We start from the raw sequence: 22574 nt of genomic DNA on the forward strand, positions 1-22574 counted from the left end.
CTATCGTTCCCCGTACGCCCACCACAGCCCGAACACTCACTCATCCGCGCCAGAACACACTCGTACGCTGTTCCGCGGCAGCTGTTCACAACCCCGTTGGGGTCCGGTGTTCGGGCTGGTTGAGGCACACGCGCTGACGCTGGGTTCAGCGGTCGATCGTGGACTCGTTGAAGTCGTCGTGTCGGGCGCCGGTGGCCGGCGTGAGGGTGTCGAGCCGCTGCAACTGGTCGGCGGTCAGGATGACGCCGTCGGCGGCGGCGTTCTCCTCGACGCGAGCTACTCGCCTACTGCCGGGGATCGGGGCGATGTCCCCGCCCTGGGCCACCAGCCAGGCCAGCGCGATCTGTGCCGGGGTGGCACTGACCTCGGCCGCGATGTTCCGTACTTCCTCCACGAGCTGCAGGTTCTGGTAGAAGGCCTCGCCGATGAAGCGCGGATTGGTCTTGCGCCAGTCGCCGTCGGGGATCTCCTCCGGCGTGCGGATCTGGCCGGTCAGAAACCCGTGCCCGAGGGGCGCGTAGGGGACGAGGCCGATGCCCAGCTCGCGCAGCAGGGGCAGCAGCTCGTCCTCGACGTCGCGAGTCCACAGGGAGTATTCGGTCTGCAACGCGGCGATCGGGTGCACGGCGTGGGCGCGGCGGATCGTTTCCGGAGAGGCCTCGGACAGGCCGATGCTCAGGACCTTGCCTTCGGCGACCAGCTCGGCCACGGTGCCGATGGTTTCCTCGATGGGGGTGTTCTGGTCGACCCGGTGCTGGTAGTAGAGGTCGATCCGGTCGGTGCGCAGGCGCTTCAGGGAGCCCTCGACGGCGGTGCGGATGTTGGCCGGACTGCTGTCGAACAGGCCGGTTCCATCCCCGGAATGGGACAGGATGCCGAACTTCGTGGCGAGGACGACCTGGTCGCGCCGACCCTCCAGCGCCTGACTGACGATCTCCTCGCTGTGGTACGGGCCGTAGCTTTCAGCGGTGTCGATGTGGGTGACGCCGAGGTCGAGCGCGCGATGGATGGCGCGGATGGATTCAGCGTCGTCCAGGCCGCCGCCGGAGAGGAGGGTGCCGGCCATGGACATGGCACCCAGACCGATCCGGGAAACCCGCAGGCTCCCCAGTATGGCGTGCTGCATCAGAGAACTCGTTTCTCGTCGAGAGTGTCGAAGGAGGTGCATCAGAGGGAAGCGGCGAGGGACGGTGTCCACGGCATCCGGGCGCCGATCTCGATCTCACCGGCATCCAGCCAACATCCGTTCACCGCATCCCGACAGGCACTGCGAAAAGGGGTACTCACAGGGACCCCTTCCGGGACGCGGGCCGGGCCTACCCTTGATCTCATGGACGAGAAGGAGGCCGCGCGGGCAGCGGTCCGCGAGTTCCTCACCACCCGCCGCGCCCGGGTCACGCCCGCCGACGCGGGCCTTCCTCCGCAGGGCACCCGCCGTCGGGTGAAAGGCCTGCGCAGGGAGGAGGTCGCGTTGCTCGCCGGGGTCAGCCCGGAGTACTACGTGCGGCTCGAACGCGGCCAGGCAACCGGGCCCTCCGCCGGAGTCGTCGACGCCGTCGCCGGCGTCCTGCGTCTGGACGAGGACGAACGCGCTCACCTCGACCGGCTGCTCGCCGCTCTGACCCCCGCGGCCCGTAAGCGGAGCCGCGGCGCAGCGAAAGACCTCATCACCCCCGGAATCCGGGTGCTGTTGGACTCTATGGACCACCTACCCGCAGTGGTCTTCAACGGCCGGTTCGATATCCTCGCGGTCAACACACTGGGGCGTGCGCTCCTCGCACCCGTGTACGACCTGCCCGGACGGACGAACAGCGCCCGCTTCCTGTTCCTCGAGGAGCCCGGAGCCCGGGACCTGTTCCCCGAGTGGGACCGGATCACAGCCGACACCGTGGCGATGCTGCGCATCGAGGCCGGCCGCCACCCCGACGACCCCGACCTGACCGAACTGATCGGAGAACTCGCGACCCGCAGCACAGAATTCCGGACGCGCTGGGCGACCAACGACGTACGAACCCCCCGAGCCGGCACGAAGACCTTCCGGCACCCACTCATCGGCGAGGTCACACTGCCCTACGAGACCCTCCGCATCGACGCCGTCTCCAGCCAGATCCTCAGTGTCTACACCCCCCAACCCGGCACCCCCGAAGCCGACGTGATCCGCCTCCTGGCCAGCTGGAACGCCGACAACCAACGGAACAACAACCCGACAGCAGGAACACGCGGCCGGAACCCCGAGGACTAACTTGATCTTTAACCTGCGGCCGGTCGGTATCGACCCCGCCTGGTCATGGAGACAGCCCTTGAACGATCATTCCTCTTGTCCAGGGAAGAAGATCAAGAACCAGGGCTGCCTGATGATCGGTGAGCGTTCTTCATCCTCGGTAGATCGGGTTCTCGACGTGGTGTAGGAAGAGGATGGCCTGCACGATCGCGGTCGCTCGGCGCGGACAACAGCGCAGCTTGGTCAGGACTTTCCAGGTCTTGAGGGTGGCGTTGGCGCGTTCGCCGCAGGCGCGGATGCGGGCGTGTGCCCGGTTGACGGCCTTCTTCAGGACCGACGGGTTCGGCCGGTGGCGGTGGCGTTTGAACGGTGTCCGGACGCCGCCGCGGGCTCCCCGGTACGCCTTGGCAGCGAAGGTCATCACGTTCGCGCTGGTCAACGCATCGATGATGCCGTGGGTGCGGGCCGCGGTCAGGTCATGGGTGGATCCGGGCAGTGCCGCGGACGCCCAGACGAGTCGGCCGGCCGCGTCCGCGATGACCTGCACGTTCACGCCGTGACGTCGGTGTTTACCGGAGTAGTAGGGCTTCTGATCGGCGACCCGGTCGACCGGGATCAAGGTGCCGCCGAGGATCGCGTACGCCAGCGCGCGGATCCTGACCATGGCGGCGGCCAGGTCGTCGGCGGTCGCGGCGAGCAGGCCGACGGCCTCGCGGACATACCGCCAAGCGGTACTGACACCGATCTCGAACCCGAAGGCCAGACGGATGTAGGTGTCGCCGTTGCGCAGATGGGCCAGGGCGAGCAGGGCTTGGCGGCCGGGGTCGAGGCGGCGCCATCGAGATCGGCACCGTTCACGGTGGCGGCGGATGAGCCCGGCGAGGTGGTTCAAGGTACGTGTGGACAGCGGAATCGCTGCAGGGTACGACAGCACAGTGAGGCTCCCGGTTGGGGCATCGGATCTTGGTCGGCTGATGTCTTACCGGGAGCCTCGTCCTATGTCGACACCGGGCCGTGGGCCCCTGCCGTGACCTGTACCGTCACGATGAAAATGGCTCGCTGTTCTCTCGTGCGGAACCTCACCGCTGTCATCTCAGGGCCCGGAGGTTGCTCTACGGGCTGGCGCTCGCCACACCACTCTCATTGACGATGAACCGCCCGTTCGCGGCGCCGTTGAAGGTTCCGCTCTTGATCCACTCGATGAGTGCGGCCTTGAGCGTGGCATGCGGGCCGGCCCAGGGTTCGCCCGGACGTCCACCGTAGGGCGCCCCAGATCTCGGCGTGCAACGCGGGCCGGAGCAGCCCTCGTACAGCAGCGCATGGCTGGCGCACTGGACTTGCACGAGCACTTTGTTCGCCACCGGGAGGTTGTTGTAGATGGCGGTGGAATTCGTCGGCGGCGCGGCCGTGTCCTCGAGGCCGTGGATGACCAGCGAGGGTGTGGTCAGCTGCTGCGCGACGGTGGTGTTCCAGCCGTAGCTGGAGAACGTCGGCGAGCGGCTGAGACCGGTCGGATGCCCAGGGTCGTCCCCTCCCCACTCGCCCCCCACGGTCTCCAACTGCAGGAACTGCGACCAAAGCTGCTGTTGACTGCCCGGGACGACGTGGCCGGTGCAGGCGGCCTCGCGCTCCGGCGGCATTTGCCAGGTCCCGGAAACGGCCGCGGCGTTGTTGACCTGCAGCGGGAAAGTGGCGAAGCCGGTTGGCGGCGGAGTCTCTTCGGTCGGTGTGCCGAAGAACGAATCGAGGAACACGACACGGTTCACCTTCGCGATGTACTGGGAGCCTCCGGGAAGGACCGGATTGGTCGCATACAGCGTTCGTGCGACGTGCTGCCCGCCGGCCGACCAGCCGAGCAGGGTGACCTTGCCGTCCGTCGGCTTCGCGCGCGCGATGGCGTCGTCGATGACCTGGCGGATGTCGCGTACGAAGGTGTCGGTGCGTGCGAAGCGGACGTTGCTCGAATGTGCGCGCCTTTGCCCGCCGAGCGGATTGGTCAGGAGCAGCGCTCCCTGCTGGTCGAGGGGGAAGACCGGGGCGTGGGTGCGGTCGCACCCCTCGGGGTAGGGACAGGTGCCGTTCGGGAGGTAGGGCCTGAGACTTGCGTTGCCGGGATCGTCCAGGCCGGTCCCGAAGCGCGTCGAGCGGCCGTAGCCGAGCAGGCTCGGGGCGAAGGTGTCGATTCCCGCGCGGGCGAGCCCTTCCTGCACGCTGAGCTTGTCGCCCTCCGGAGTGGGCTGGTGTAGGTCGAATGCTGCCGGGCCGGGTTGGATGCGCCCGTGGATCAGCACCGCGGCCCGGGTGGGCACCGAAGGGCATTTGCCGTGGGCGTACACCGGCTGGACGCGGTGGACCTGGAGCCTCGCCCGGCGTCCGTCGAACTGCGGGTCCGGCATCAGCCCGGGCGGCACCCTGAAGTGCAGCCAGTGATCGCGGGTCTCGACGCCGGTCGGCCCCTTGTCGCAGCGCCTGGCCGAAGACGTGATGTTGGCAGCGGCCATCGAGTTGCTAGAGCCAACGGCAGCCATGATCAGGCAGACCCCCAGCAGGAGCCACCGCCTGCCAGCCCCGGCCGCAGCCAGCACGCGGCCCGGATGCGGTCGCCGGGCGCCGAGGGCCGGACCCTTCGCTCGGAAACTCCGCCAGGACATCAGGGAGACTCACTTTCTGCGCGGGAGGCACCCCGTCGGGCGCGCTCCGGCCGGCGGTACCGTCCGCCCTGGCACAGCCGTCGACTTGGGGCACCGAGTCCCAGCCGATCACGCTCTCCCGGTGCCGGCTGCCTCACATGGCTCGTGGCTCACTCGAACAGGCCATGGCTGTATCCCGGACGGCTGATGCCTCATGGGGCAGACTGCGTCACTGCACCATCGGTACGGTCCACATACAAGATCGCGACCGTTCCGGCTCGAACGCCGATGTGATCGGGCATCCGCCTCAGGCGCCACATGAGCGGGTCCACGTCCAGGCCGGCTGGGCCGAGAGCCCGCATCACTGGTCAGCTCACCCACTGGTTCACCGTCCGCCTCGACGGCCACACCCAGCCCCCACGGCTGTGCAGGTGGGGGGAACCGGGGCATGTCTGCTGGAAGTGGGCTGCCCAAGCTCGGCCTAGTCACAGGGGTAGGCCGACCTGGGGGTGATTGACCTGATAGTTCGTCATCGTCCGGTGGGGACAGCAACGGTGGTTCGCCAGGTGACCAAGATTCTGGGGTTGGTCGCCGCTGCGGTGATTGCACTGATGGTGGTGCTGTTGTCGCCTTTCGTGCTGGAGGAGATTTCCGTCTCCCGGGGAGTGGACTGAACCGGCGGAGTCAGGTCGGTGCTGCGTACGGCTTCACGTCGGCGATCGTCTCGGCACTGGCGCTGGCCGGCGTCGCGGTGTCCCTGATCGTTCAGAACCGACAGGCCAGGGCAGAGCAGATCCAGGGGATTCGCAGCTACTACCTTGAGCTGGTCCGGCTGGAGCTTGACGCCATGGCGCTCTTCCAGCCTGTCTGGGGCGACACGGACATCGTCGGTCCGGACGAGCGGAAACGGCATGTCTATGCCGATCTGATGATGAACTATGCGTGGATGGGCTTCGAAATCGGGACGATCCCCGAGAGTCTGCTGCGGGACATGCTTGCCGGAATGTTCACCGGCAAGGCTGGCCGCGACTACTGGAGCAGGGCTCACTCGTCGTGGATCGCCCGTTCGTCCGCAAGCCGCATCGGTCGTCGCTTCGCGAGCGTCGTGGGAGAGGAGCACGCACGCGCTGTCGCCGCCGGGCCACCGGCTCGCTCTCCGCGTGCCCCCAGCCTGCCGTCCACGCCTGCTGCGGGGGGCATCGCGCCGATGGCGGACCTCGGCCAGTGCCTTGATCGGCCTGGGCACTGGTCTGGCCCTTGGATCGTTTCTGCGTAGCCGACGCTGAGAGACTCCGACCATGGGATCTTGGGGAACCTTGGGGCCGGCGCTGTTGTCTTTGGCCGGCGTGGCGCTCGGCGCGGGCGGGTCGCTGTTTGGCCAGTACCTCGTCTCGCAAGCGAGCACCCGGCAGCTCGAATTGCAGGAATCAGCCGCGCACCGCGCGGAGCTCAAGGAAGCGGTTCTGAAGTTCCTCAGCATCGCTTCGCAGGTGGAGAAGGCGCTCACGCGCTCGGACGATGGCGGCACCGCGGCCGATGCCGAGCTCGGCCAGATCGTTGATGAACTCTGGCTCGTGCAGGCGGAGATCGATCTGGCGGCCCGAAGTGAGCCCATGCGGGGCGCTGCCTATCGTTATGCGTTCCGCCTTGCTGAGGCGGCCCGGGGCGAGATAGCCGACGCGTCCGCGCTGCGTGGGCCGCAGGTGCAGTTCATGGACGCCGCGTATGGCGACATGTGGTCCGGCCAGCGACGGTCAGCCGGGGATGACACAACTCGGTGAGACGATCTCGCTGTGGCTGGTGACCACGGCGTCGGAGCCGTCTTGGATAGTCGTCCCGGGCCCTTTCGGTCCCGCCCCGTGGATCCTGCTGGCCAAATGTGGGCTATGCGGCGAGGGTGAGGTCGAGGCGGGCGAGGTGGCTGGTGCGGGTGTGGTCGAGGGGCTGGCCGTTCCACCAGGCGTCAAGCCTGATCAGGTTGAGCGCGACGGCGGAGTAGACGTGCTCGAGATGGGTCTTTCCGAGGCCGCGATAGCGGGCCCGGCGGTTGCCGGTGACCGCTATGGCCTGGCGGATGGTGCCCTCGACGCCGGCCCGCAGGGCGTACTTCGCACGCCATTCCTGATCTTGCTGGGCGGTGTGGTTGGCGTGGATGAGTTCGTGCAGCGGCCGTGGCCGCAGGGTGAGCTGGCGGCCCCAGCGGGTGGCGTTGGTGCACTCTGCTCTCACGGGGCAGGGGCCGCAGTCGGCCTGGTCGAAGCGGACCACGACCACGTCACGGCCCTTCTGCTTGGCCGGACTCCAGAACCGGCTGGTGGCGCCCTGGGGGCAGGTGGCTTGGCGGGCGTCCCAGTCGATGGCGAAGGCTTCACGCTGGTAGCCGGCGTTCTCCCGGTACTGGCGGGAGGTGCCCGTCAGCAGCGGCGTGACCAGGGTGATGCCGAAGGCGGCCCGGGCGCCGACGATGAGTTCGGCGCTCGCGTAGCCGGAGTCCAGGTAGTGCTCGGCGGGCAGCAGGCCGCGGTCGGCGAGAGCCTGATGGACGGGCTCGAGGAGTTTCACGTCGGGCACGGTCGCATCGGTGGTCGCGACATGCGTGATCATGTTCGGGAGCGGGGGACGTGCCTGCCGGCCGGGCCGCGGAGTCTTGTCATCGGGGGACGGCTGGCAGACCTTGCTGATGTGGAGCTTGTATCCGGTCCAGTGCAGATCTTCCTTGGTGCCGTAGCGGGCGTCGAGGTCGTAGGGCGAGGTCAGGCGGATTCTGCCGGGCGGGAGACCGTCTGTGTCCGCCTCCCGCCGCTTGACCACCTCCGCTCCGTTGCTGTCTGTGGTGATCAGGTAGTTCTGCACGGTGATCTGCCGCAACGTCTGGACCGCGGGCAGCTCCCGCAGCCAGACCGGCGTGGCCGGATGGTAGACCGCGCGCAGCAGGGCCACCGCGTCGCGGCCGTAGTCCAGGGCGAGCTGGTCGCGCTGGGTCTGGGAGCCGGGCGGACGCCAGTACGCATCGATCCGCCGTCCGTAACGCCGGTTCCATCCGCCGACCTCCAGCGTTTTAGCCACCCAGTGAGGGGCCGCAGCGGACAGGGCCTCCAGCGTGGCCCGCACCGTCCCCCCGGCCAGCTCCAGCCGGTTCAACTCCCGCACCGCCGCGAGCACATGAGTGGAATCGGTACGCTGCTTGCCTCCGGCCTTGACCAGGCCCTTCTCCTTCAGCGCCGCAACCAGCAGATCCAGCACCCTCTCCTCCAGGCCGTGGTCGACCACCCGAGTGCGGAACTCCGACAACAAGGACGACGTCGGCCCGCCGCTTGATCTCCCTGTTCAGCCGCTCCAGCGGGTTGGTCGACCAGATCTTCTTCCAGTGCGCCGGCGGGAAGTCGGCGAACGCGGTGATGTCCGTCGCCGCATCCAGCAGCATCGTCTTGACCTGCGGAGACTGCCGTCCGAGCATGTCGGCGACCACGTTCAGCTGGGTGCGCACCTGCTCGCCGGTGGTCTGCGCGAAGATGGTGCGGATAGTGGCGGCGACCATCTCCCCGGAGCCCCTCTCGATCACCGAGAACACATCCCGGACGAAGTGAACCCGGCACCGTTGCCAGGCCGCGCCGAGGAAGACGGTGCGGATCGCGGCCACCAGCCCGCTGTGGCTATCGGAGATGACCAGCTGGACGTTCTCCAGGCCACGGGCTCGTAAGGACCGCAGGAACTTCGTCCAGAACGGCTTCGACTCGCTGTCGCCGACCATCAGCCCGAGGATCTCGCGGTGCCCGGTGGCGGAGATCCCGGTGGCGATGACCACGGCCTGCGACGCGATCCGGTGGTTGACCCTCGCCTTGCAGTAGGTGGCGTCCAGGAAGACGTAGGGGAAGACGGTGTGGTCCAGCGGCCGCTCCTTGAACGCGGTCAGTTCCTCGTCCAGCTCACCGCAGATGCGGAGACCTCGGACTTGGAGATCCCGCTGTCCGCCCCAGGGCTTTGACCAGGTCATCGACCGAGCGGGTCGAAACACCGTGCACGTATGCCTCCATCACCACGGCGAACAGCGCCCGGTCGATCCGCCGCCGGCGTTCCAGCAGCGACGGGAAGAACGACCCGCTTCGCACCTTCGGGATCTTCAGGTCCAGGTCGCCTGCCTGCGTGGTCAGCAGCCTCTCCCGGTGTCCGTTGCGCCAGGTCGTGCGCGTCTCGGAGTGCTCGCGCGGGGCGGCACCGATCACCTCGGTGGCCTCGGCCTCGATCAGCTCCTGCAGGATGCGCTCGCACACCACCCTGATTGCTTCAACTCCGTCGGCCCGACGTAGTGACTCAAGCAGCCGCATCAGCTCAGACTGGGACAAGGCCCTCGCGTGCTCCTCCGGTTGAATTGCCCGTTCACCAGGGAGACTTGCGCGATGGCCTGCCCTTGCTCAGGGAGCATGGAAGGTCAGCAGATGCACGTCCCGGGCAGACACCCGCGCGTTCCGGGACCCTGCCCGGCTACACCACTTCATGGGGCGCGATCTGAGAGCCCGTCACCAGCCAGTCGGCCACCAGGCCGACTGAAAAGCCGCCCGAGGGGCATTTATACCCCTCCCATCGGCTGGCGTTGCGTCCCTTTTACCGAGGCAATCGCCGTCGTCCGGCCCACCATCGACACCGGCCCGCTGCAGATGGCCGTTCAGGTCCACGACGCCCCGCCCGGCCCTGAAGCAGATGGCGGCTGGGAGCCCCCGGAGGAGATGAGCCTGCTCGCCGACGTCCCTGCCCTCTGCCTCGCCACCATCGGGCAGGGCGATTTCTGGGACGCCTGGCCCGAAGAGGAACCACCTTTGGACGTGCCGCCGGCCGCCGAGGGCGGTGACTGGATACGCTTGCGCCTGTACTGCCACGCCGACGGCCCCAACCCCCGGCATCGGCGATCACGGTGAACGCCACCTGATCCAGCTCTGGCGCGCGCGACGGAGTTCACTGGAAGACTGCTCCCCTGGTGGGCTACGCCAACGGCCGCCCCTTCGCGTGGGTGGACGACGAACAGAGCGACCTGGACCAGGCGTACGTGACCACCCACCATCGCGCACGTGGCCTTCTGCACCACGTCAACCCGCGGATCGGCCTGCGCGAGGATGACTTCCGGGCTCTTGCGGACTTCGCCCGTTCTTTGGGTACTTCACAAGGCACCGGCTGAGTCCGTCCTCAGCCTATCGAGGAGCTCTGCCCCGGCTCCGTGATCATCGCGGGACAGCCCTTAGGGAACCGGGAGGCGCTCTACCGGCGGACCGCCGAGATCAGTCCGCCGGGCCGCTCCTCGCGCTGCGGTGCGGTGCTGATCGGGCGGCCGTAGGCGGCAGCGCACTCGCGCAGGGTGTGGCTGCCGGCCTCCCAGCCGTGCCCGGCCAGCCAGCCCACCGGGTCGTCGGGCATCTCCGAGAGCCACATGGACGCCGCCGAACCCGGCACGGCGTCCAGGCCGAAGCGCTCGATCACGCCGCGCGAGCCCAACGTCAGCCCCATCCGACTGCCTGCCGCCGACTGCGCGCTGATCCGGGCCAGCAGCAGCTCCACCGCGTCCTCGGGCAGATAGATCAGCAGTCCTTCGGCGATCCACACGGTCGGCACCGCCGGGTCGTGCCCTGCGGCGGCCAGCGCGGCTGGCCAGTCCTCACGCAGATCCACCGCGACGGTGATCCGCTCGCAGCGTGCGACGGCCCCCTCCTGGCGCAGCACCGAAGCCTTGAAGTCCAGTGGCGCGGCGGTGTCGACCTCGAACAGCCGGGTGCCCTCGGGCCAGTCCATCCGGAAGGCCCGGCTGTCCATGCCGGCGCCGAGCAGCACGACCTGCCGGACACCGGACGCGGAGGCCTGCTGCAAAAGGTCGTCGAGGAACTTCGTCCTGATGACGATGGAGAACGCCACGCCCAGCCGGCGGCGTCGCGCGGCCTCGTCACCGGCCAGCGGCGGCGAGGAGGGCCCCAGGCCGCCGGCGGTGGCGAAGGCCTGTGCCAGTGGGTCGCGGAACAGCGCGTTCTCCCGCTCGGTCTCCAGCGCCCGCACCCTGGCCACCCCTACCGCCGTGGCCCACACTCCCGACGGCTGCACCCGCTCCTGCTCATCAGTCACCGCGCCAGCCTAGTGCTGTCCCGCAATGATCACCTGGGCCGGGCGAGGGTGAGGTTGTGAAGGCGGGCGATGCCGAGCATCGCATGGTAAACGCCGTCACCTTTCAAGCGGCAGTCCCGAAGGATCTTCCAGCACTTCATGCGGGCGAGGGCATGTTCGACACGAGCGCGAACCTGTCGGTGCGAGCGGTTGTGTTCTTCTTTCCAGGCCGGGAGTTGGGGCTGGTCGCGCTCATGGCGATGTGGGATGACCAGGCCGGTGCCCCGGTAGCGCCCGTCGGCAATCACGGTGGCGTTGCCGACGGCGGCCTTCATGCCGGACAGTTCTCACGCTATGCAGCCCCCAGTACGTGGATCTTGAGATTACGGGGCCTCGGGATACTCAGGGTGCTTCCGCTTGAGCTTGGCCAAGTCGCTGAGGTCGATCCCGGTGGCCTTGGAGAACTGCTTGGCCCAGTCGGCGACGGCTTGCCGGAAGAGGTAGTCGGGCCAGGGCGCCACCGGTTCCTCGCCTCGCTTCCGTAGCTTGGCCACGGCCGCCCGTTCCAGCTCTAGCGGTCTTTCCAGATCGGGAGGGTGGAGTGCAGGTCTCCCCGTGCGAACGTGAGGTTGCCGCCGTCCACACCGGCAGGAGCAATCCCAAGCAACTGGGCAAACTCATCCGCCGTCTTGCGCATCGTCCGTCCAGGGCCGGGTCACGAAGGCATGGTAAGCGCTGGCTAACGGCGTGTGACCTGCGAACTCTCCACCAGCTGCCCCGCGCAGGACAGCAACCCGTGATCGATTACGGGACAGCCTTAGGCCACGGCGTGTTCCACGGGACGGGACTGCTCTTCCTCCGCATTCAGGCAGTTCGCCAGGCACTGTGTGCGGGATAGCGCGAGGACCCCGCAGGTGAGCACGGCGAATCCTGTCAGGGCCGACACCAGCCACATTCCCGTGCGAGGCTCCTCCCCGTAGATCGTGATGCCCAGTACGACACCGGTTGCGGCGTCGGTCAGCGTCAGCGCGGGCTGGGAGGCGATGAGGGGACCGGCCTGCATGGCGCTTCCCAGCAGGAACAGGGAGGTGCCGCCGATCACCGCGAAGCCGTAGGTCTGCCACGACAGGAGGAAGGCCTCAAGGCCCTGATCGCCCAGGATGGCCATGGCCGATTTCATGAGCGCGGCGGTGAGGGTGTTGCCGAGGGCGGCTCCGGCAGCCAGGCAGGACGCTCGCATCATGCCCAGAGGTCTTCGTGTGGCGGCGAGCACGAGTGCCGTGGCGATGCCGCCGACGACCAGGAGCGTGGGCACCCACCGGAAGCCGGATACCGCGTGTTTGCCACCGGAAGGTGCCAGGGAGAACAGGAAGACGGTCAGTCCCGCGGCGATGCAGGCCACCGAGGACCAGGCCTTGCGGGAGCGGTGCACGTGGAAGACCGCACCGCCGATCACGAGGGCCAGTGGCAGTTCGAGGATGAAGACCGGCTGGACCATGGCGAGTGAGCCGGAGGCCAGGGCCAGCGCCTGGAGGATTGCGGAGGCGGTGACGCCGGCGATACCCGCGAGCCAGACAGGGTGGCGCAACAGATCGATGATCAGGCCGAGGCGTAGGGACGTCGAGGCCGGGACCGTCAGCGCCGCCCGCCGCTGCAGAACTGTTCCCAGCGCGTTACTGCATGCTGCAAGCGCGGCGAGAAAGACGGAAAGAGCCATGGCCGGTCATCCCTTGGTCGTTGCAGCCCCCGCTCCAGACATCCTTGGGGTAACCGCGGTGTCTGACGTCGCATTCCGCCTGCGCGTGGCGGTATTGCGGTGGGTGTGTTGCGCCACCGCCCCATGTCCCAGGGCGCGGCAGGGAGTTTGGCGCCCGGGCGCCGGGAAGGGAGGGGCACCGCGCCGACCAGCGCGCTGTGCGGCAGAGCCCGCTCGAGGTCCTGGCGCTTTTGCTTTGCGGCGTGATGTGCAGGCTGTCCGCGTCCGCCCGCGGCCATGGCACGAGCCCGCAGGCGCAGTGGTGGCGCGGGCTGCTATGCCGTCCGGTTGCGCGAGTACCGGGCCATGGTGAAATTGAGCTGGTCAGCGGGCTCATACTGCCCTGCACCCGGCCGGACCGCATGAGGCGTCCCGGGCCCCGGTTCCCGCCGTCGAGATCGAGGCACCGGGGCCTGCGGCTCATCCACCACGGGCGTTGTGGTCCGCCTGGTCGCAACCGGCGAGGGGAAGGCCGACCGCGGCGAGTGGAGCGCCGCTCGCGTCCGCCCGGCCGGTGGCCACGATCGCCGCGCCATGCGGGCATGGCCATCGCGCCCGGCGCCCGGCCGTCCACTGCACACAGCATCCGCCCGGGCTGCCCCTTCCGGTCCGCCGTCAACTCCTGCCGCCCTGGGATATCAGGTGCTGCCGCAGTGGTTGAGGTGGAAGTGGAACGGCGATGGGCGTCACGGCCTCATCAGGTCCCGGACCCGTGGGGCCACCTCGGTGCCGAAGAGTTCGATGTTGGTCATGAGTGCCTCGTGGGGGAGGCCGTTCATCCCGTACTTGAGGTCGAAGCGGCTGGCTCCGAGGTCCTTCAGGGTGGTGACGATCTTCTGGGCCACTGTTTCGGGTGATCCGACGAACAGTGCACCTCCGGGGCCGACATCGTGCATGAACTGCTCGAAAGTGGGAGGGCGGAATCCCCGTTGCCGGGCGACTTTGCGGATGGCCGTCTCGTAGTGGGGCCAGAATTCGTCGATCGCCTGTTCGTCGGCCGCGGCCACATGTCCGGGGCTGTGCACGCCGACGGGCTGGTCGGGGTGGCCGTATTGCGTCAGTGCCTGCCGGAAGAGCTGTCCGAAGGGAGCGAACCGTGCCGTGGGGCCGCCGATGATGGCGAGCATGAGCGGGAATCCGTAGCGTGCGGCGCGGACGACGGACTGAGGGCTTCCGCCGACGCCGATCCAGGTCGGGATCGCCCCGGACTCGCTGTGCGGATACACGGGCTGGTCCTTCAGGGCCGGCCGCGTGCTTCCCGACCAGGAGACGGGCTCTTCTTTGCGCAGTTCGGCGAAGAGATTCACTTTCTCCTCGAAGAGGAGGTCGTAGTCGGCGAGGTCGTAGCCGAACAGGGGGAAGGACTCGGTGCTGGAGCCTCTGCCGAGGATCAGTTCTGCGCGGCCGTCGGAGACGGCGTCGAGCGTGGCGTAGCGCTGGTAGACCCGGACGGGGTCGTCGGAGCTGATGACGGTCACGCCGGATCCCAGCCGTATGCGGGAGGTGCGTGACGCGATCGCCGCGAGGACCACGTCCGCCGCGGAGAGGGGCATCCAGTCGGTGTGGTGTTCCCCGATGGCGAAGTGGTCGAGCCCGACCTGGTCGGCGAGGACACCCTCGGCCACGAGATTGCGGATGGACGCGCCGTGTGGCAGGGGTCGGCCCTGGGCATCGTGGGACACGTCGCCGAACGTGTCCAGGCCGAGAGTGATGGGGTGCCCGCCCGAAGGGGAGGGAGCTTGATTAGTCATGGACAGGCTTCTCACGTGCGGTAACGGCGGAAGGTGGGGCACGGGGCTGCCTCCCGCACCGGCGTCGTGCACGGGGCGGGAGGGCGGTGTCGGCCGGGCGGTTCGTCAGCTGGCGCGGAGCGGTGCCAGAGCCTTGCTCCAGGCGACTACCTGCTCCAGCGTGCCGGCGAGGGCATCGGCCTGTGCGTCGGCGGGCTTGAAGACGCTGAAGTTCTCGAAGTCGGTGAACAGGGAGAGCGCCACCTGGGAGCGGACGTCCGCCATCTGCAGTTCGCCGGCGATCAGGCGCAGGTGCTCCACGGCCCGGGTGCCGCCGGTGGAGCCGTAGCTGACGAAGCCGACGGACTTGTTGGCCCACTCGGCCGCCAGGAAGTCGATGGCGTTCTTCAGCGCGCCGGGCACCGAGTGGTTGTACTCAGGGGTGACGATCACGAAGCCGTCCAGAGAGGCGATCTTCGCGGCCCACTCGTGAGTGTGCGGCTGGCTGTACTGACCCATCGCCGGCGGGTAGGGCTCATCCAGCAGCGGCAGCTTGTAGTCCAGCAGGTCGACGAGCTCGTACTCGGCGTCGGTGCGGCGCCGGGCGTGCTCGAGCACCCAGTGGGCCACTGCCTCACCGTTACGCCCGGGCCGCGTACTGCCGAGGATGATGCCTATTTTCGTCATTTGCTCACCTTTGCAAGAGGAGGTACTTGCTGAGTCAAGTAAATGCATGTGCGGGTACTTGCCGTGTCAAGTAGATGGGAGATTTGATTGACGTGTCAAGGAGATAGGGTGTGAGGCATGTCCCCACGAGAACAAACCCTGCGCCCCTTGGATGCCGCCGAAGAAGCACTCGTGCGCGCGCTGGGCGACGTCATGACGGCGCTGCCGCGCGCCGTCGACGCGGACATGTTCCGCGACGGAGGTCTGCGGCTTTCCGAGTACACCCCCCTCATGATCCTGTCCGAGGCCCCTGACAGCCGGATGCGGATGAGTGAACTCGCCGCGGCCTGCAACCTCACGCTCAGCGGGATGACCCGTGTCGTCATCCGCCTTGAGAAACAGGGGTTCGTCCAGAGGGTCCGGTGCGACGAGGACCTGCGCGGTTGGAACGCGGTCCTCACCAAAGAGGGGCTCGCCCGCCTGCAGGAGGCGTGGCCCGCTCATCTGGCCAGCGTGCGGCGGCGCGTGCTCGACAATCTCGCCGGCCATGACCTCGCCCGACTCGCCACCGCACTGCGGCACATCGCGAAGGCCTGCTGAGATCTGGGCGAGCCGTTACGGTGTGGAGTTGCCCGTCATGGGATCAGAAGCTGTACTGCGGTGGGGGCGGCAACCTGCCGCTCGTGGTCCGGGCCCCACGACCGGAGAGCGGCGTGAGCCGCCCTGTTAAGCCTGGCGGCGCGGCGTGTCGATCGGTGTCGCCTTCACCGTGGGGTCCGCCGCCCGCGACTGGACCAGATGCAGGTCGTCGGGGGACAGTTCCCTGCCGTCCTCGGCGGTGAGGGACAGGGGCGGGGCGGTTGTCCTGTCCGGGCGTCGATGACACGGTTCATCGGCTCGTCGTCCTCGAAGAGGAGCTTGTGTCCTCACTGGCGCAGGGCTGAGAGGGCAGTGTGGAAATCCCGGCCCTTCTCGGTGAGGACGTACTCGCGTGAGTTGCCGAGTGTCGACTCGTGGATCTTGAAGATCCCGACGGCCACGAGTTTTTGCAGTCGTGCAGACAGGATGTTGGAAGCGGCGCCGATCTGCTCGTTGAAGTCCGTGAACCGAGTGATGCCCTGCAGGGCGTCACGCAGGATCTGGAGTGTCCAGGCGTCGCCGACCTCGGACAGAGAGCGGTCGATTGGACATGCCGATTTTCCCATTTCTCGACGCTTCACCGGTACCTCCGAACCCACGAGGTCGCCGTGCGGCGTGGCACCGTCGTGCACTCGTCGACCGAGCAACTGGCCATCCAAGGTGGCGAGGTCGCCGTCCAGGACCTCGTTGCCGGGACCTGACGGCTGCGGCGGCCCGTCGGGCGTGACTCGATGGCGGCTCGGGCTCGGAGAGAAGCGCTGCGGCGTGGTGGGAGCGCGGCAGCGGGGTCGCCGGCAGGAGCACGCTTGCCAGGTCTATGGTCGTGCGCGGGCTGGGCAGGACGCCCGGCATGCCCCAGATGGCCGTCAGGAGCGCGGTCGAGGCCTTGGGGGCCGCGGCGGCGGTGCGGCCGGGCGCCGAGGCGTTTGCGGTGGTGATGGACACCGTGGACGCCGGCGGCCAGGACGAGGTTGTTCGCTTTGGCCACGGCCAGGGCAGCACCCGGCCCCGCCGCTCACGAGTGGTCTTGTGTCACCCGGCAGGCCGTATGCCGCCGTCGTGTGAAGGGCCCGTAAGACGTGTATCACTCGTACGGCGGGCCTGGGGTGCGGCCGGTTGCGGCACCCGGAACTCTAGGATCCATCCATCACCGGACAAATTGGGTTGCATTTGCCCTTCGGGCGGGTTGACCGCACCACTGAAGGAGACGGGATGTCGCACCGCGCCGGGAGAACCCGTTGGAGGCGTTTCGCGGTGGTCCTGGTGTCCAGCGTCGCCGCGTGCGCGACGGTCGCGATCGCGATGGCGCAGGGAGTGCTCGCCGCCTCGTTCTTCATCTCCGGCCGGAAATTCCAGATCACCGCCGACTCGTTGACCGCTCGTGGGTTCAGCCTCTACGGCATGGTCGACGTGACCAGGAAAGGCGAACTCGTGCCTGTCGTGGTTACCGGTTTCCGGCATGCGACGCTCAGCGGGCTGTGCCAGTCCTTCCTCGTCGACATTCCGGTGCTGGGCACGCAGACTCTGCGCCTCACCGGCGGTGACCGGCCGGCCGAGGCGTCGGACCTGTTCATCGACGCGACGAACGAGACGGCCAAAGGCACGGACTTCAGGGGCCTGGACATCGGTGTCGCCCAGGGCGCCATCGCCAAGGGCCCGGTCGAGCCCGGAGACAAGGCCTCGCGGTTCTTCGATCCTGACGGCGTCGGCCAGCAGGCTGTGTCAACCACCCTCACTGACGTGCGGGTGAGCGCGGTCGCACTCTCCGCCGACACGCTCAGCGTTCCCGGTCTGCGCGTGCAGCTCGAGCGGGGCAACCACGCATGCCCCTGACCCGGATGGCCCCTGTGCGGGGGCCACAGGCCCGGGTCTCGCATCCTCCTCACAAGACCGCAGCACCACTGATCAGGACAGGACGCGTGATCACCAACCCCCTCGGCAGACGACGTGAACTGCTCCTCACAGCACCGGAGCTTCGGCGCAGGTTCAGCACCTGGCGTGGCGAACGCCCCTTCTGGGCCGGGCTGTTCACGTTCGCCGCCGGTTGGCCCATCCTCTACTGGCCCTATGCGCACCTGGACCTGGGCGGGGTTCCACTCGCCCTGTCGACGACGTCCGGTGCCGGGTCCCTGGTGATCGGAATTCTGCTCCTGGTACTCGGCATCGCGCTCTGGTACCGCCCCCACCTTCGTGTGTTCGCCGGGATCGCCACCCTCCTGCTCGCCCTCATCTCCTTTCCCGTCGCGAACTTCGGCGGCCTCTTCCTCGGTGCGGCATCCAGCCTGATCGGCGGCTCCCTGGCCTGCGCCTGGATGCCGCCTACGGCCGACGAGCCGTCGAGTGACCGCACGGCCCCTGCGGTTTTGAAAGGAGAGGGCCGACGTGGCACCTGACCACCGCACCAGCCCGGGTGCGCTTCCATCGTGACGCAGGTCAAGCTGATACCGGGTGCCGTACAGGCCCCGGCCATCTCGGCGACCCTGCACACGGTCAACGACCTGGCGAACTGGGTCTCGAAGGTGGCGTTCGTCAACGACGTCCCCCGTGAGTACGAGCTGCGCAAGCACACGTACGTCCATCTCAAGGAACAGGGTCTGGGCGTGCAGGCCGCGCAGCACGTCATCGAGAAGGTCCGCGACGCCTACACCACGCTGCACGCCAACATCCGTGCCGGGAACCTCGTCAAGCCGGGGTCGAAGCGCCGTAGGAAGGCCGAGTCCAAGCCGATCACTTTCCGGTCCGAGGCCGCGCAGCCATACGACGACCGGTGTCTGAGCTGGCAGTACAACCAGCAGACAGTGTCCATCTGGACCACCGCAGGCCGCATCAAGGGCGTCCGGTTCGCGTGCTCGCCGCAGGCACTCAAGGTGCTCCAGCAGTATCGCAAGGGCGAAACGACCTCGTGGAGCGTGACGGGGTCTTCTACCTGATCGCCGTGTGTGAGGTCCCCGAGGCTGCCCGGTACGAGCCGGACGGCTTCATCGGCGTGGACCTCGGAATTGTCAACATCGCCACCACGTCCACCGGCTACCAGGCCGTCGGACGCCGGCTCAACCGGTACCGCAAGCGACAGCTTGCCCTGCGGGCCAAGCTCCGGAAGAAGCGCACCAAGAGCGCGAAGCGTCGGCTGAAGGACCGCTCACGCCGCGAGGCGCGGCATGTGAAGAACACCAACCACATCATCGCCAAGACGATCGTGACCGAGGCTGAACGCACCTCCGCCGGGATCTCCCTGGAAGAACTCAAGGGAATCCGGCAGAGAGTACGGCTCCGCAAGCCCCAACGGGTCGCGCTCCATTCCTGGGCCTTCGCCCAGCTCGGAGACTTCATCGTCTACAAGGCCCGCAGGGCTGGCGTGCCCGTGGTCTTTGTCGATCCCACCTGCACGTCGCAGCAGTGCTCCGAGTGCGGCCACATCGACAAGAAGAACCGGGCAAGCCAGGCCCTTTCATCTGCCGGAACGGCGGGGTCGTTGCCCACGCGGACCGGAACGCTTCCCGCAACATTGCCCGCAAGGGTGAGGCTGCGTGGACTGCGGGGCGTGAGTCACGCGTCCCTGCCACCCCATAAGGGGTGTCTGTACGGAGGAGACCACCCAGCAGCCAGCTGGGCTCTACCTCCAAGCCCAACCCTTCAGGGCCGGGTCAAGTTGACTGATTGATCGTGACGGCTCCCCGCGATCAATGCCAGAATCCGCTGTACGGGGACATTCCAGGCTGTGGCCACGGCTCGACGCGAGTGCCTGAACGGTGCCTGCGGCAGCTGCGAGAGGTGCAGAGCAGCGTTGCCATCGCCTCCAAGGAAAGCTTTTGCGCATGCCGCCGTCCCGATGTTGAGGTGGCACAGTGACCAACCACGATGAGTCGGCGGCTGTCCGACCGTTGACACTGGCTTGGGTGAGCCGGCACCTGAAGGTCGGCGAACGGATCGTCAGAACCGACGCGCTGCACGGCGGCATCACTGCCGAAATGCGGAGGCTGACCATCGGCACGCGGGATGGAGGTACCCGTGACCTGGTGCTGCGGACCTTCGTCGACCCGTTCTATGAGGAGCGCGCCGAGGACTGGCTGAGCAGGGAGGCCGGCGCCCTGACCCTGCTCGCGGGGACCGGCGTGCCGGCTCCTGGACTGATCGCAGTTGATCCGACCGCCGCGCATTGCGAGTATCCGTCGCTCCTGATGACACATCTGGCGGGCCGGACAGTCCTCGACGATGAGGGATTGGAGACGCGCGTCCCTGTGATGGCCCGGCAACTCGTGGCGATCCACGCGGTGCGACCCGCCGAGCGGCCCCGGGAGTGTGTGACGTTGACGACCGCCGACACTGTCGTCACTCCGAAGGGTGCCGACGCGGCGGCATGGGCCGCGGCGATCGACGTGATCCGCAAGCCCGCGCCGCCCTATGAAGGGCGATTCCTGCACCGGGACTTCCAACCCGGCAACGTGCTGTTCGACGTGCCGCCCCCAAGGCCGGCAGGTGCTCGGATCACGGGGGTCGTCGACTGGGCAGCGACGTCCTGGGGCCCCGCAGATCTCGATGTGGCGCACTGCTCCACCAATCTCGCGCTGCTGCACGGCCCGGCGTGGGGTCTGCGGTTCCCCGAGGCGTACGAGGAGGCCGGCGGGGTGCTGGCCGCGGCCGCGAGCGAGCGGCTGTACTGGCGGGTGCGGGACGGGCTGGCGTGCTCAGAAGAAGTGCAGTCGGTGGCGCAGGCATGGCGGGAGGCGGGGAAGACAGAGCTGACGACGCGAGTTGTGGAGGAGCGGCTGGATGCCTATGTCAGCGCCCTGATGGACGCGCTGGGCTGAACCAGAGCGGCCTGGGTCGCGGGCCCGGCGGAGAGCTCCGGTCCAGGCTGCCACGTCCGGCAGCGGAGCCGATCGCAGACCCGCACCGGGGCACCCCCGAGTACGGGCCGGCTCCCGGCCGACAGCTCTGCGACGCCTCCGAATCGAACGGCAATATCAGTCGCCGTAACCGCTCCCCAAGATCTGTGCCGGAACCGGAGAATGGACAGCGGATGTTGACCACTTGGGGAGGCACGAGAGTCTGGCGCTGTTCGATTGCCAGACGACTGGAAGAGGTCGGCCGACGTGTCCTGCGTGAGGTTCTCGAGGATCGTGCGCATCGACGGGCTGCGAACGGCTGGTAGCCGGACCAAGGTGTGCTGGAACGTTCCCCGGTCGGGCCCGGAACAGGTAGTTGGGGTGCGGCGGGAGCGGGTCGTCGCGGAGGACGTCTTGGGGTATGCCGCCCGACGCGGGAACCGGCAAGTATGGCTGGGGAGAGACCAGCCACAGCCATACGCCCAGCGGCAGGGGCAGCGGGTATGCCGATGCAGTCGGGCCGGCCGGTGTCCAGGTGTGACCCGTCTGGGGATGGACCGGTACGAGGAGGATGTCGACGCCCGCGTCGGGGGAGGGCCGTCCCGGTCCAGCCAACCCGCGTTGGAACACGTCCGCGGTCAGACCGTCGGGGACCAGCACCGGTTGCCCTCGGCAGGCCGCCGGCAGGTGGGGGAGCGCCTGGCCGGCTGCCGCCTTGCATTGCGGACTCCACGACCAGCAGTGGCTCGGCCCGAACCGCCCTGGCCACGTGGCAATCGGTTCGAACGGGGGTGATTTCTCACCCTTCTCTGCCCGTTCCGCCCAGGAGAGCGGCGCAGTGTGGACACCGTCAAGGAGCACGCGGTGCAGGGCGTCTGAGCTGGGCCGCACTGCTTGCCAGAATCGCCGACCTGCCGGATCGCGGCTGTGCGTAGGTGTGGGGCGATGACACCGAGGGTCTGTGCGAGTCCGCCGAGTCGCGGGCCGACCTGCTGCGCGACTGCCGCAGGCGCGGCATGCGCGAGCCTGGGGGCCGGCATGGCTCGAGCAGCTCGAAGCCGACCGCGGGACGTGGAAGCGCAAGGCCGGGAAGGAAGCCGACCGCGACCGGCTTCGCCGCCCTCGGCCGGGTGTTGCGCGGTTACTGCCCGGCCTGCAAGCGAGGTGGCGCTGCGCCCACCGTTGAGGACTGGGAGCGGGAACAAGGGCACGAGAGGGCCGAGGCAGACCTCGAGGAAGTCCTCGCCGTATTCACCGGGTTCGGCAACGGGCCGACCCTCATCGAGGCAGCCGGCGACGACCGTCGCTGGTGAGGCGATGAGAAGGCGGGCGGATGGTCTCAGCTCAAGCCGGGCGGTGTCGTTTTGCTACGGTCATTGTCCGGCTCTGCACCTGCCGGGCGAACCGTTTCTTCCACTGCCTGCCGCGGCGGCTTCTTCCCCACGGCCATCGCAGCAGCCGCACGAGTTAACTGTGCTTGCACCTGCTCGAACGCTCGCGACCGTGACCGCTTCCGTTTATGACTTCGGCTCATACTCGTTCAACGCCCCACCGCGCGTTCCGTAACCGCAATACCCCCAAATGGAGCATGCAACTTTGGCCCCGGGCAACGCCATCCGACGACTACCGAGGGGCGAACCCACCCCGAAGCGGGGCTGAGCCGGTGATGATCCGACTGTGCCCCAATAGTCCTGACCCGATGGGGGAGCGGCAAGGACTACGGAACCCGCGTCGTGGCCGCCTGGCCCGACACCGTCGGCGGCGACCTTGCCCTCGGCGCCCCGTCACGGGCGAGGGGCATCGATCAGAAGAACTCCCTGATGCCCCTTGAGCTGCCCCGATCTCTGCGGAGTTGGGCGAGTTCGTTCTTCTCGGCCGTGGTGAGCAGATCAGGCCGGTCGCCCTGGTCGGCCTCGGCCTGGCGGACCCGTTGCCGCAGGGCTTCCTTGTGGATACCAAGATCCCGGGCGACATGCGCAACCGGACGGCCCGAGCTCTGGACCTCGCGGATGGCTCGCTCACGCA

20 protein-coding genes and 5 pseudogenes are annotated in these 22574 nt (G+C 68.1%); 11 read left to right on the forward strand and 14 right to left on the reverse strand.

Annotated features, from left to right (window positions below; all coding sequences use genetic code 11):
- Positions 1-145 precede the first annotated feature (145 nt).
- Positions 146-1126, reverse strand: a complete 981-nt coding sequence (locus AB0M27_RS39505) for an aldo/keto reductase (RefSeq protein WP_365729592.1) — start codon at positions 1124-1126, stop codon at positions 146-148.
- 204 nt (positions 1127-1330) lie between these two features.
- Here AB0M27_RS39505 and AB0M27_RS39510 point away from each other — a divergent pair, with 204 nt between their 5' ends.
- Positions 1331-2242, forward strand: coding sequence for a helix-turn-helix transcriptional regulator (locus tag AB0M27_RS39510; protein WP_365729594.1), 912 nt, complete (start codon positions 1331-1333; stop codon positions 2240-2242).
- Between the two features lie 130 nt (positions 2243-2372).
- On the opposite strand, the gene AB0M27_RS39515 is transcribed toward AB0M27_RS39510, so the two are convergent.
- Both AB0M27_RS39515 and AB0M27_RS39520 read right to left on the reverse strand, forming a co-directional pair.
- Positions 2373-3155 carry a transposase family protein gene (locus tag AB0M27_RS39515; protein ID WP_365729596.1) on the reverse strand — a complete coding sequence of 261 codons (783 nt, stop codon included), beginning with the start codon at positions 3153-3155 and terminating at the stop codon, positions 2373-2375.
- A gap of 178 nt (positions 3156-3333) precedes the next feature.
- Positions 3334-4806, reverse strand: a complete 1473-nt coding sequence (locus AB0M27_RS39520; protein ID WP_365729598.1) for an alpha/beta fold hydrolase — start codon at positions 4804-4806, stop codon at positions 3334-3336.
- Positions 4807-5521: 715 nt separating this feature from the next.
- Here AB0M27_RS39520 and AB0M27_RS39525 point away from each other — a divergent pair.
- Together AB0M27_RS39525 and AB0M27_RS39530 are read left to right on the forward strand one after the other, a co-directional pair.
- Positions 5522-6127 carry a DUF6082 family protein gene (locus AB0M27_RS39525; RefSeq protein WP_365729633.1) on the forward strand — a complete coding sequence of 202 codons (606 nt, stop codon included), beginning with the start codon at positions 5522-5524 and terminating at the stop codon, positions 6125-6127.
- Positions 6128-6149: 22 nt separating this feature from the next.
- Positions 6150-6632, forward strand: a complete 483-nt coding sequence (locus AB0M27_RS39530; RefSeq protein ID WP_365729600.1) for a hypothetical protein — start codon at positions 6150-6152, stop codon at positions 6630-6632.
- Positions 6633-6735: 103 nt separating this feature from the next.
- Here the strand turns inward: AB0M27_RS39530 and AB0M27_RS39535 are convergent, their stop codons facing one another.
- Both AB0M27_RS39535 and AB0M27_RS39540 read right to left on the reverse strand, forming a co-directional pair.
- Entirely contained in the window at positions 6736-8094 is a 1359-nt protein-coding gene (locus AB0M27_RS39535) for a transposase (RefSeq protein ID WP_365729602.1), read from the reverse strand.
- Positions 8095-8146: 52 nt separating this feature from the next.
- Positions 8147-9176, reverse strand: a pseudogene (locus AB0M27_RS39540) (IS256 family transposase); the annotation flags it as partial.
- A 330-nt stretch (positions 9177-9506) separates the two neighbouring features.
- On the opposite strand from AB0M27_RS39540, the gene AB0M27_RS39545 reads away from it, so the two are divergent.
- Complete coding sequence (locus tag AB0M27_RS39545; RefSeq protein WP_365729604.1) at positions 9507-9764, forward strand: hypothetical protein; 258 nt, start codon at positions 9507-9509, stop codon at positions 9762-9764.
- 29 nt (positions 9765-9793) lie between these two features.
- Positions 9794-10021 (forward strand): annotated as a pseudogene (locus AB0M27_RS39550) (hypothetical protein); the annotation flags it as partial.
- 80 nt (positions 10022-10101) lie between these two features.
- Here AB0M27_RS39550 and AB0M27_RS39555 read toward each other — a convergent pair.
- From AB0M27_RS39555 to AB0M27_RS39580, 6 genes and pseudogenes are all read right to left on the reverse strand, one after another.
- Positions 10102-10917 (reverse strand): class I SAM-dependent methyltransferase, encoded by an 816-nt coding sequence (locus AB0M27_RS39555; protein ID WP_365729635.1) that lies wholly within the window; start codon positions 10915-10917, stop codon positions 10102-10104.
- Positions 10918-10982: 65 nt separating this feature from the next.
- Positions 10983-11285, reverse strand: a pseudogene (locus AB0M27_RS39560) (transposase family protein); the annotation flags it as partial.
- A gap of 30 nt (positions 11286-11315) precedes the next feature.
- Positions 11316-11486 carry a hypothetical protein gene (locus AB0M27_RS39565; protein ID WP_365729605.1) on the reverse strand — a complete coding sequence of 57 codons (171 nt, stop codon included), beginning with the start codon at positions 11484-11486 and terminating at the stop codon, positions 11316-11318.
- A 263-nt stretch (positions 11487-11749) separates the two neighbouring features.
- Entirely contained in the window at positions 11750-12649 is a 900-nt protein-coding gene (locus AB0M27_RS39570) for a DMT family transporter (protein WP_365729606.1), read from the reverse strand.
- A 725-nt stretch (positions 12650-13374) separates the two neighbouring features.
- Positions 13375-14439: an LLM class flavin-dependent oxidoreductase gene (locus AB0M27_RS39575; protein ID WP_365729609.1), complete on the reverse strand. Its 1065-nt coding sequence runs from the start codon at positions 14437-14439 to the stop codon at positions 13375-13377.
- A 105-nt stretch (positions 14440-14544) separates the two neighbouring features.
- Positions 14545-15105, reverse strand: a complete 561-nt coding sequence (locus AB0M27_RS39580; protein ID WP_365729611.1) for an NAD(P)H-dependent oxidoreductase — start codon at positions 15103-15105, stop codon at positions 14545-14547.
- A gap of 147 nt (positions 15106-15252) precedes the next feature.
- Between AB0M27_RS39580 and AB0M27_RS39585 the strand changes: the two genes are divergently transcribed.
- The gene (locus tag AB0M27_RS39585) at positions 15253-15684 is read left to right on the forward strand and encodes a MarR family transcriptional regulator (RefSeq protein ID WP_365729613.1); all 432 of its coding nucleotides are present in this window, start codon (positions 15253-15255) and stop codon (positions 15682-15684) included.
- A gap of 326 nt (positions 15685-16010) precedes the next feature.
- On the opposite strand, the gene AB0M27_RS39590 is transcribed toward AB0M27_RS39585, so the two are convergent.
- Positions 16011-16382, reverse strand: a complete 372-nt coding sequence (locus AB0M27_RS39590; protein ID WP_365729615.1) for a helix-turn-helix domain-containing protein — start codon at positions 16380-16382, stop codon at positions 16011-16013.
- Between the two features lie 604 nt (positions 16383-16986).
- Here AB0M27_RS39590 and AB0M27_RS39595 point away from each other — a divergent pair.
- The 4 genes and pseudogenes from AB0M27_RS39595 to AB0M27_RS39610 all read left to right on the forward strand — a co-directional run bounded on the left by AB0M27_RS39595 (position 16987) and on the right by AB0M27_RS39610 (position 20531).
- Positions 16987-17556 carry a DUF6230 family protein gene (locus AB0M27_RS39595; protein ID WP_365729617.1) on the forward strand — a complete coding sequence of 190 codons (570 nt, stop codon included), beginning with the start codon at positions 16987-16989 and terminating at the stop codon, positions 17554-17556.
- Between the two features lie 86 nt (positions 17557-17642).
- Positions 17643-18116 carry a DUF6114 domain-containing protein gene (locus tag AB0M27_RS39600; protein WP_365729620.1) on the forward strand — a complete coding sequence of 158 codons (474 nt, stop codon included), beginning with the start codon at positions 17643-17645 and terminating at the stop codon, positions 18114-18116.
- A gap of 27 nt (positions 18117-18143) precedes the next feature.
- Positions 18144-19293, forward strand: a pseudogene (locus AB0M27_RS39605) (transposase).
- Positions 19294-19568: 275 nt separating this feature from the next.
- Positions 19569-20531: an aminoglycoside phosphotransferase family protein gene (locus AB0M27_RS39610; protein WP_365729621.1), complete on the forward strand. Its 963-nt coding sequence runs from the start codon at positions 19569-19571 to the stop codon at positions 20529-20531.
- 296 nt (positions 20532-20827) lie between these two features.
- Here AB0M27_RS39610 and AB0M27_RS39615 read toward each other — a convergent pair.
- Positions 20828-21449 (reverse strand): annotated as a pseudogene (locus AB0M27_RS39615) (hypothetical protein); the annotation flags it as partial.
- Positions 21450-21484: 35 nt separating this feature from the next.
- Here AB0M27_RS39615 and AB0M27_RS39620 point away from each other — a divergent pair.
- Positions 21485-21862 carry a hypothetical protein gene (locus AB0M27_RS39620; protein WP_365729636.1) on the forward strand — a complete coding sequence of 126 codons (378 nt, stop codon included), beginning with the start codon at positions 21485-21487 and terminating at the stop codon, positions 21860-21862.
- A 491-nt stretch (positions 21863-22353) separates the two neighbouring features.
- Here the strand turns inward: AB0M27_RS39620 and AB0M27_RS39625 are convergent.
- Positions 22354-22574 (reverse strand): transposase (locus AB0M27_RS39625; protein WP_365729627.1); only part of this gene is annotated, 221 nt, incomplete at its 5' end.

Origin of the sequence: Streptomyces sp. NPDC052107 (assembly GCF_040680215.1) — a bacterium.
Taxonomy (GTDB): Bacteria; Actinomycetota; Actinomycetes; order Streptomycetales; family Streptomycetaceae; genus Streptomyces.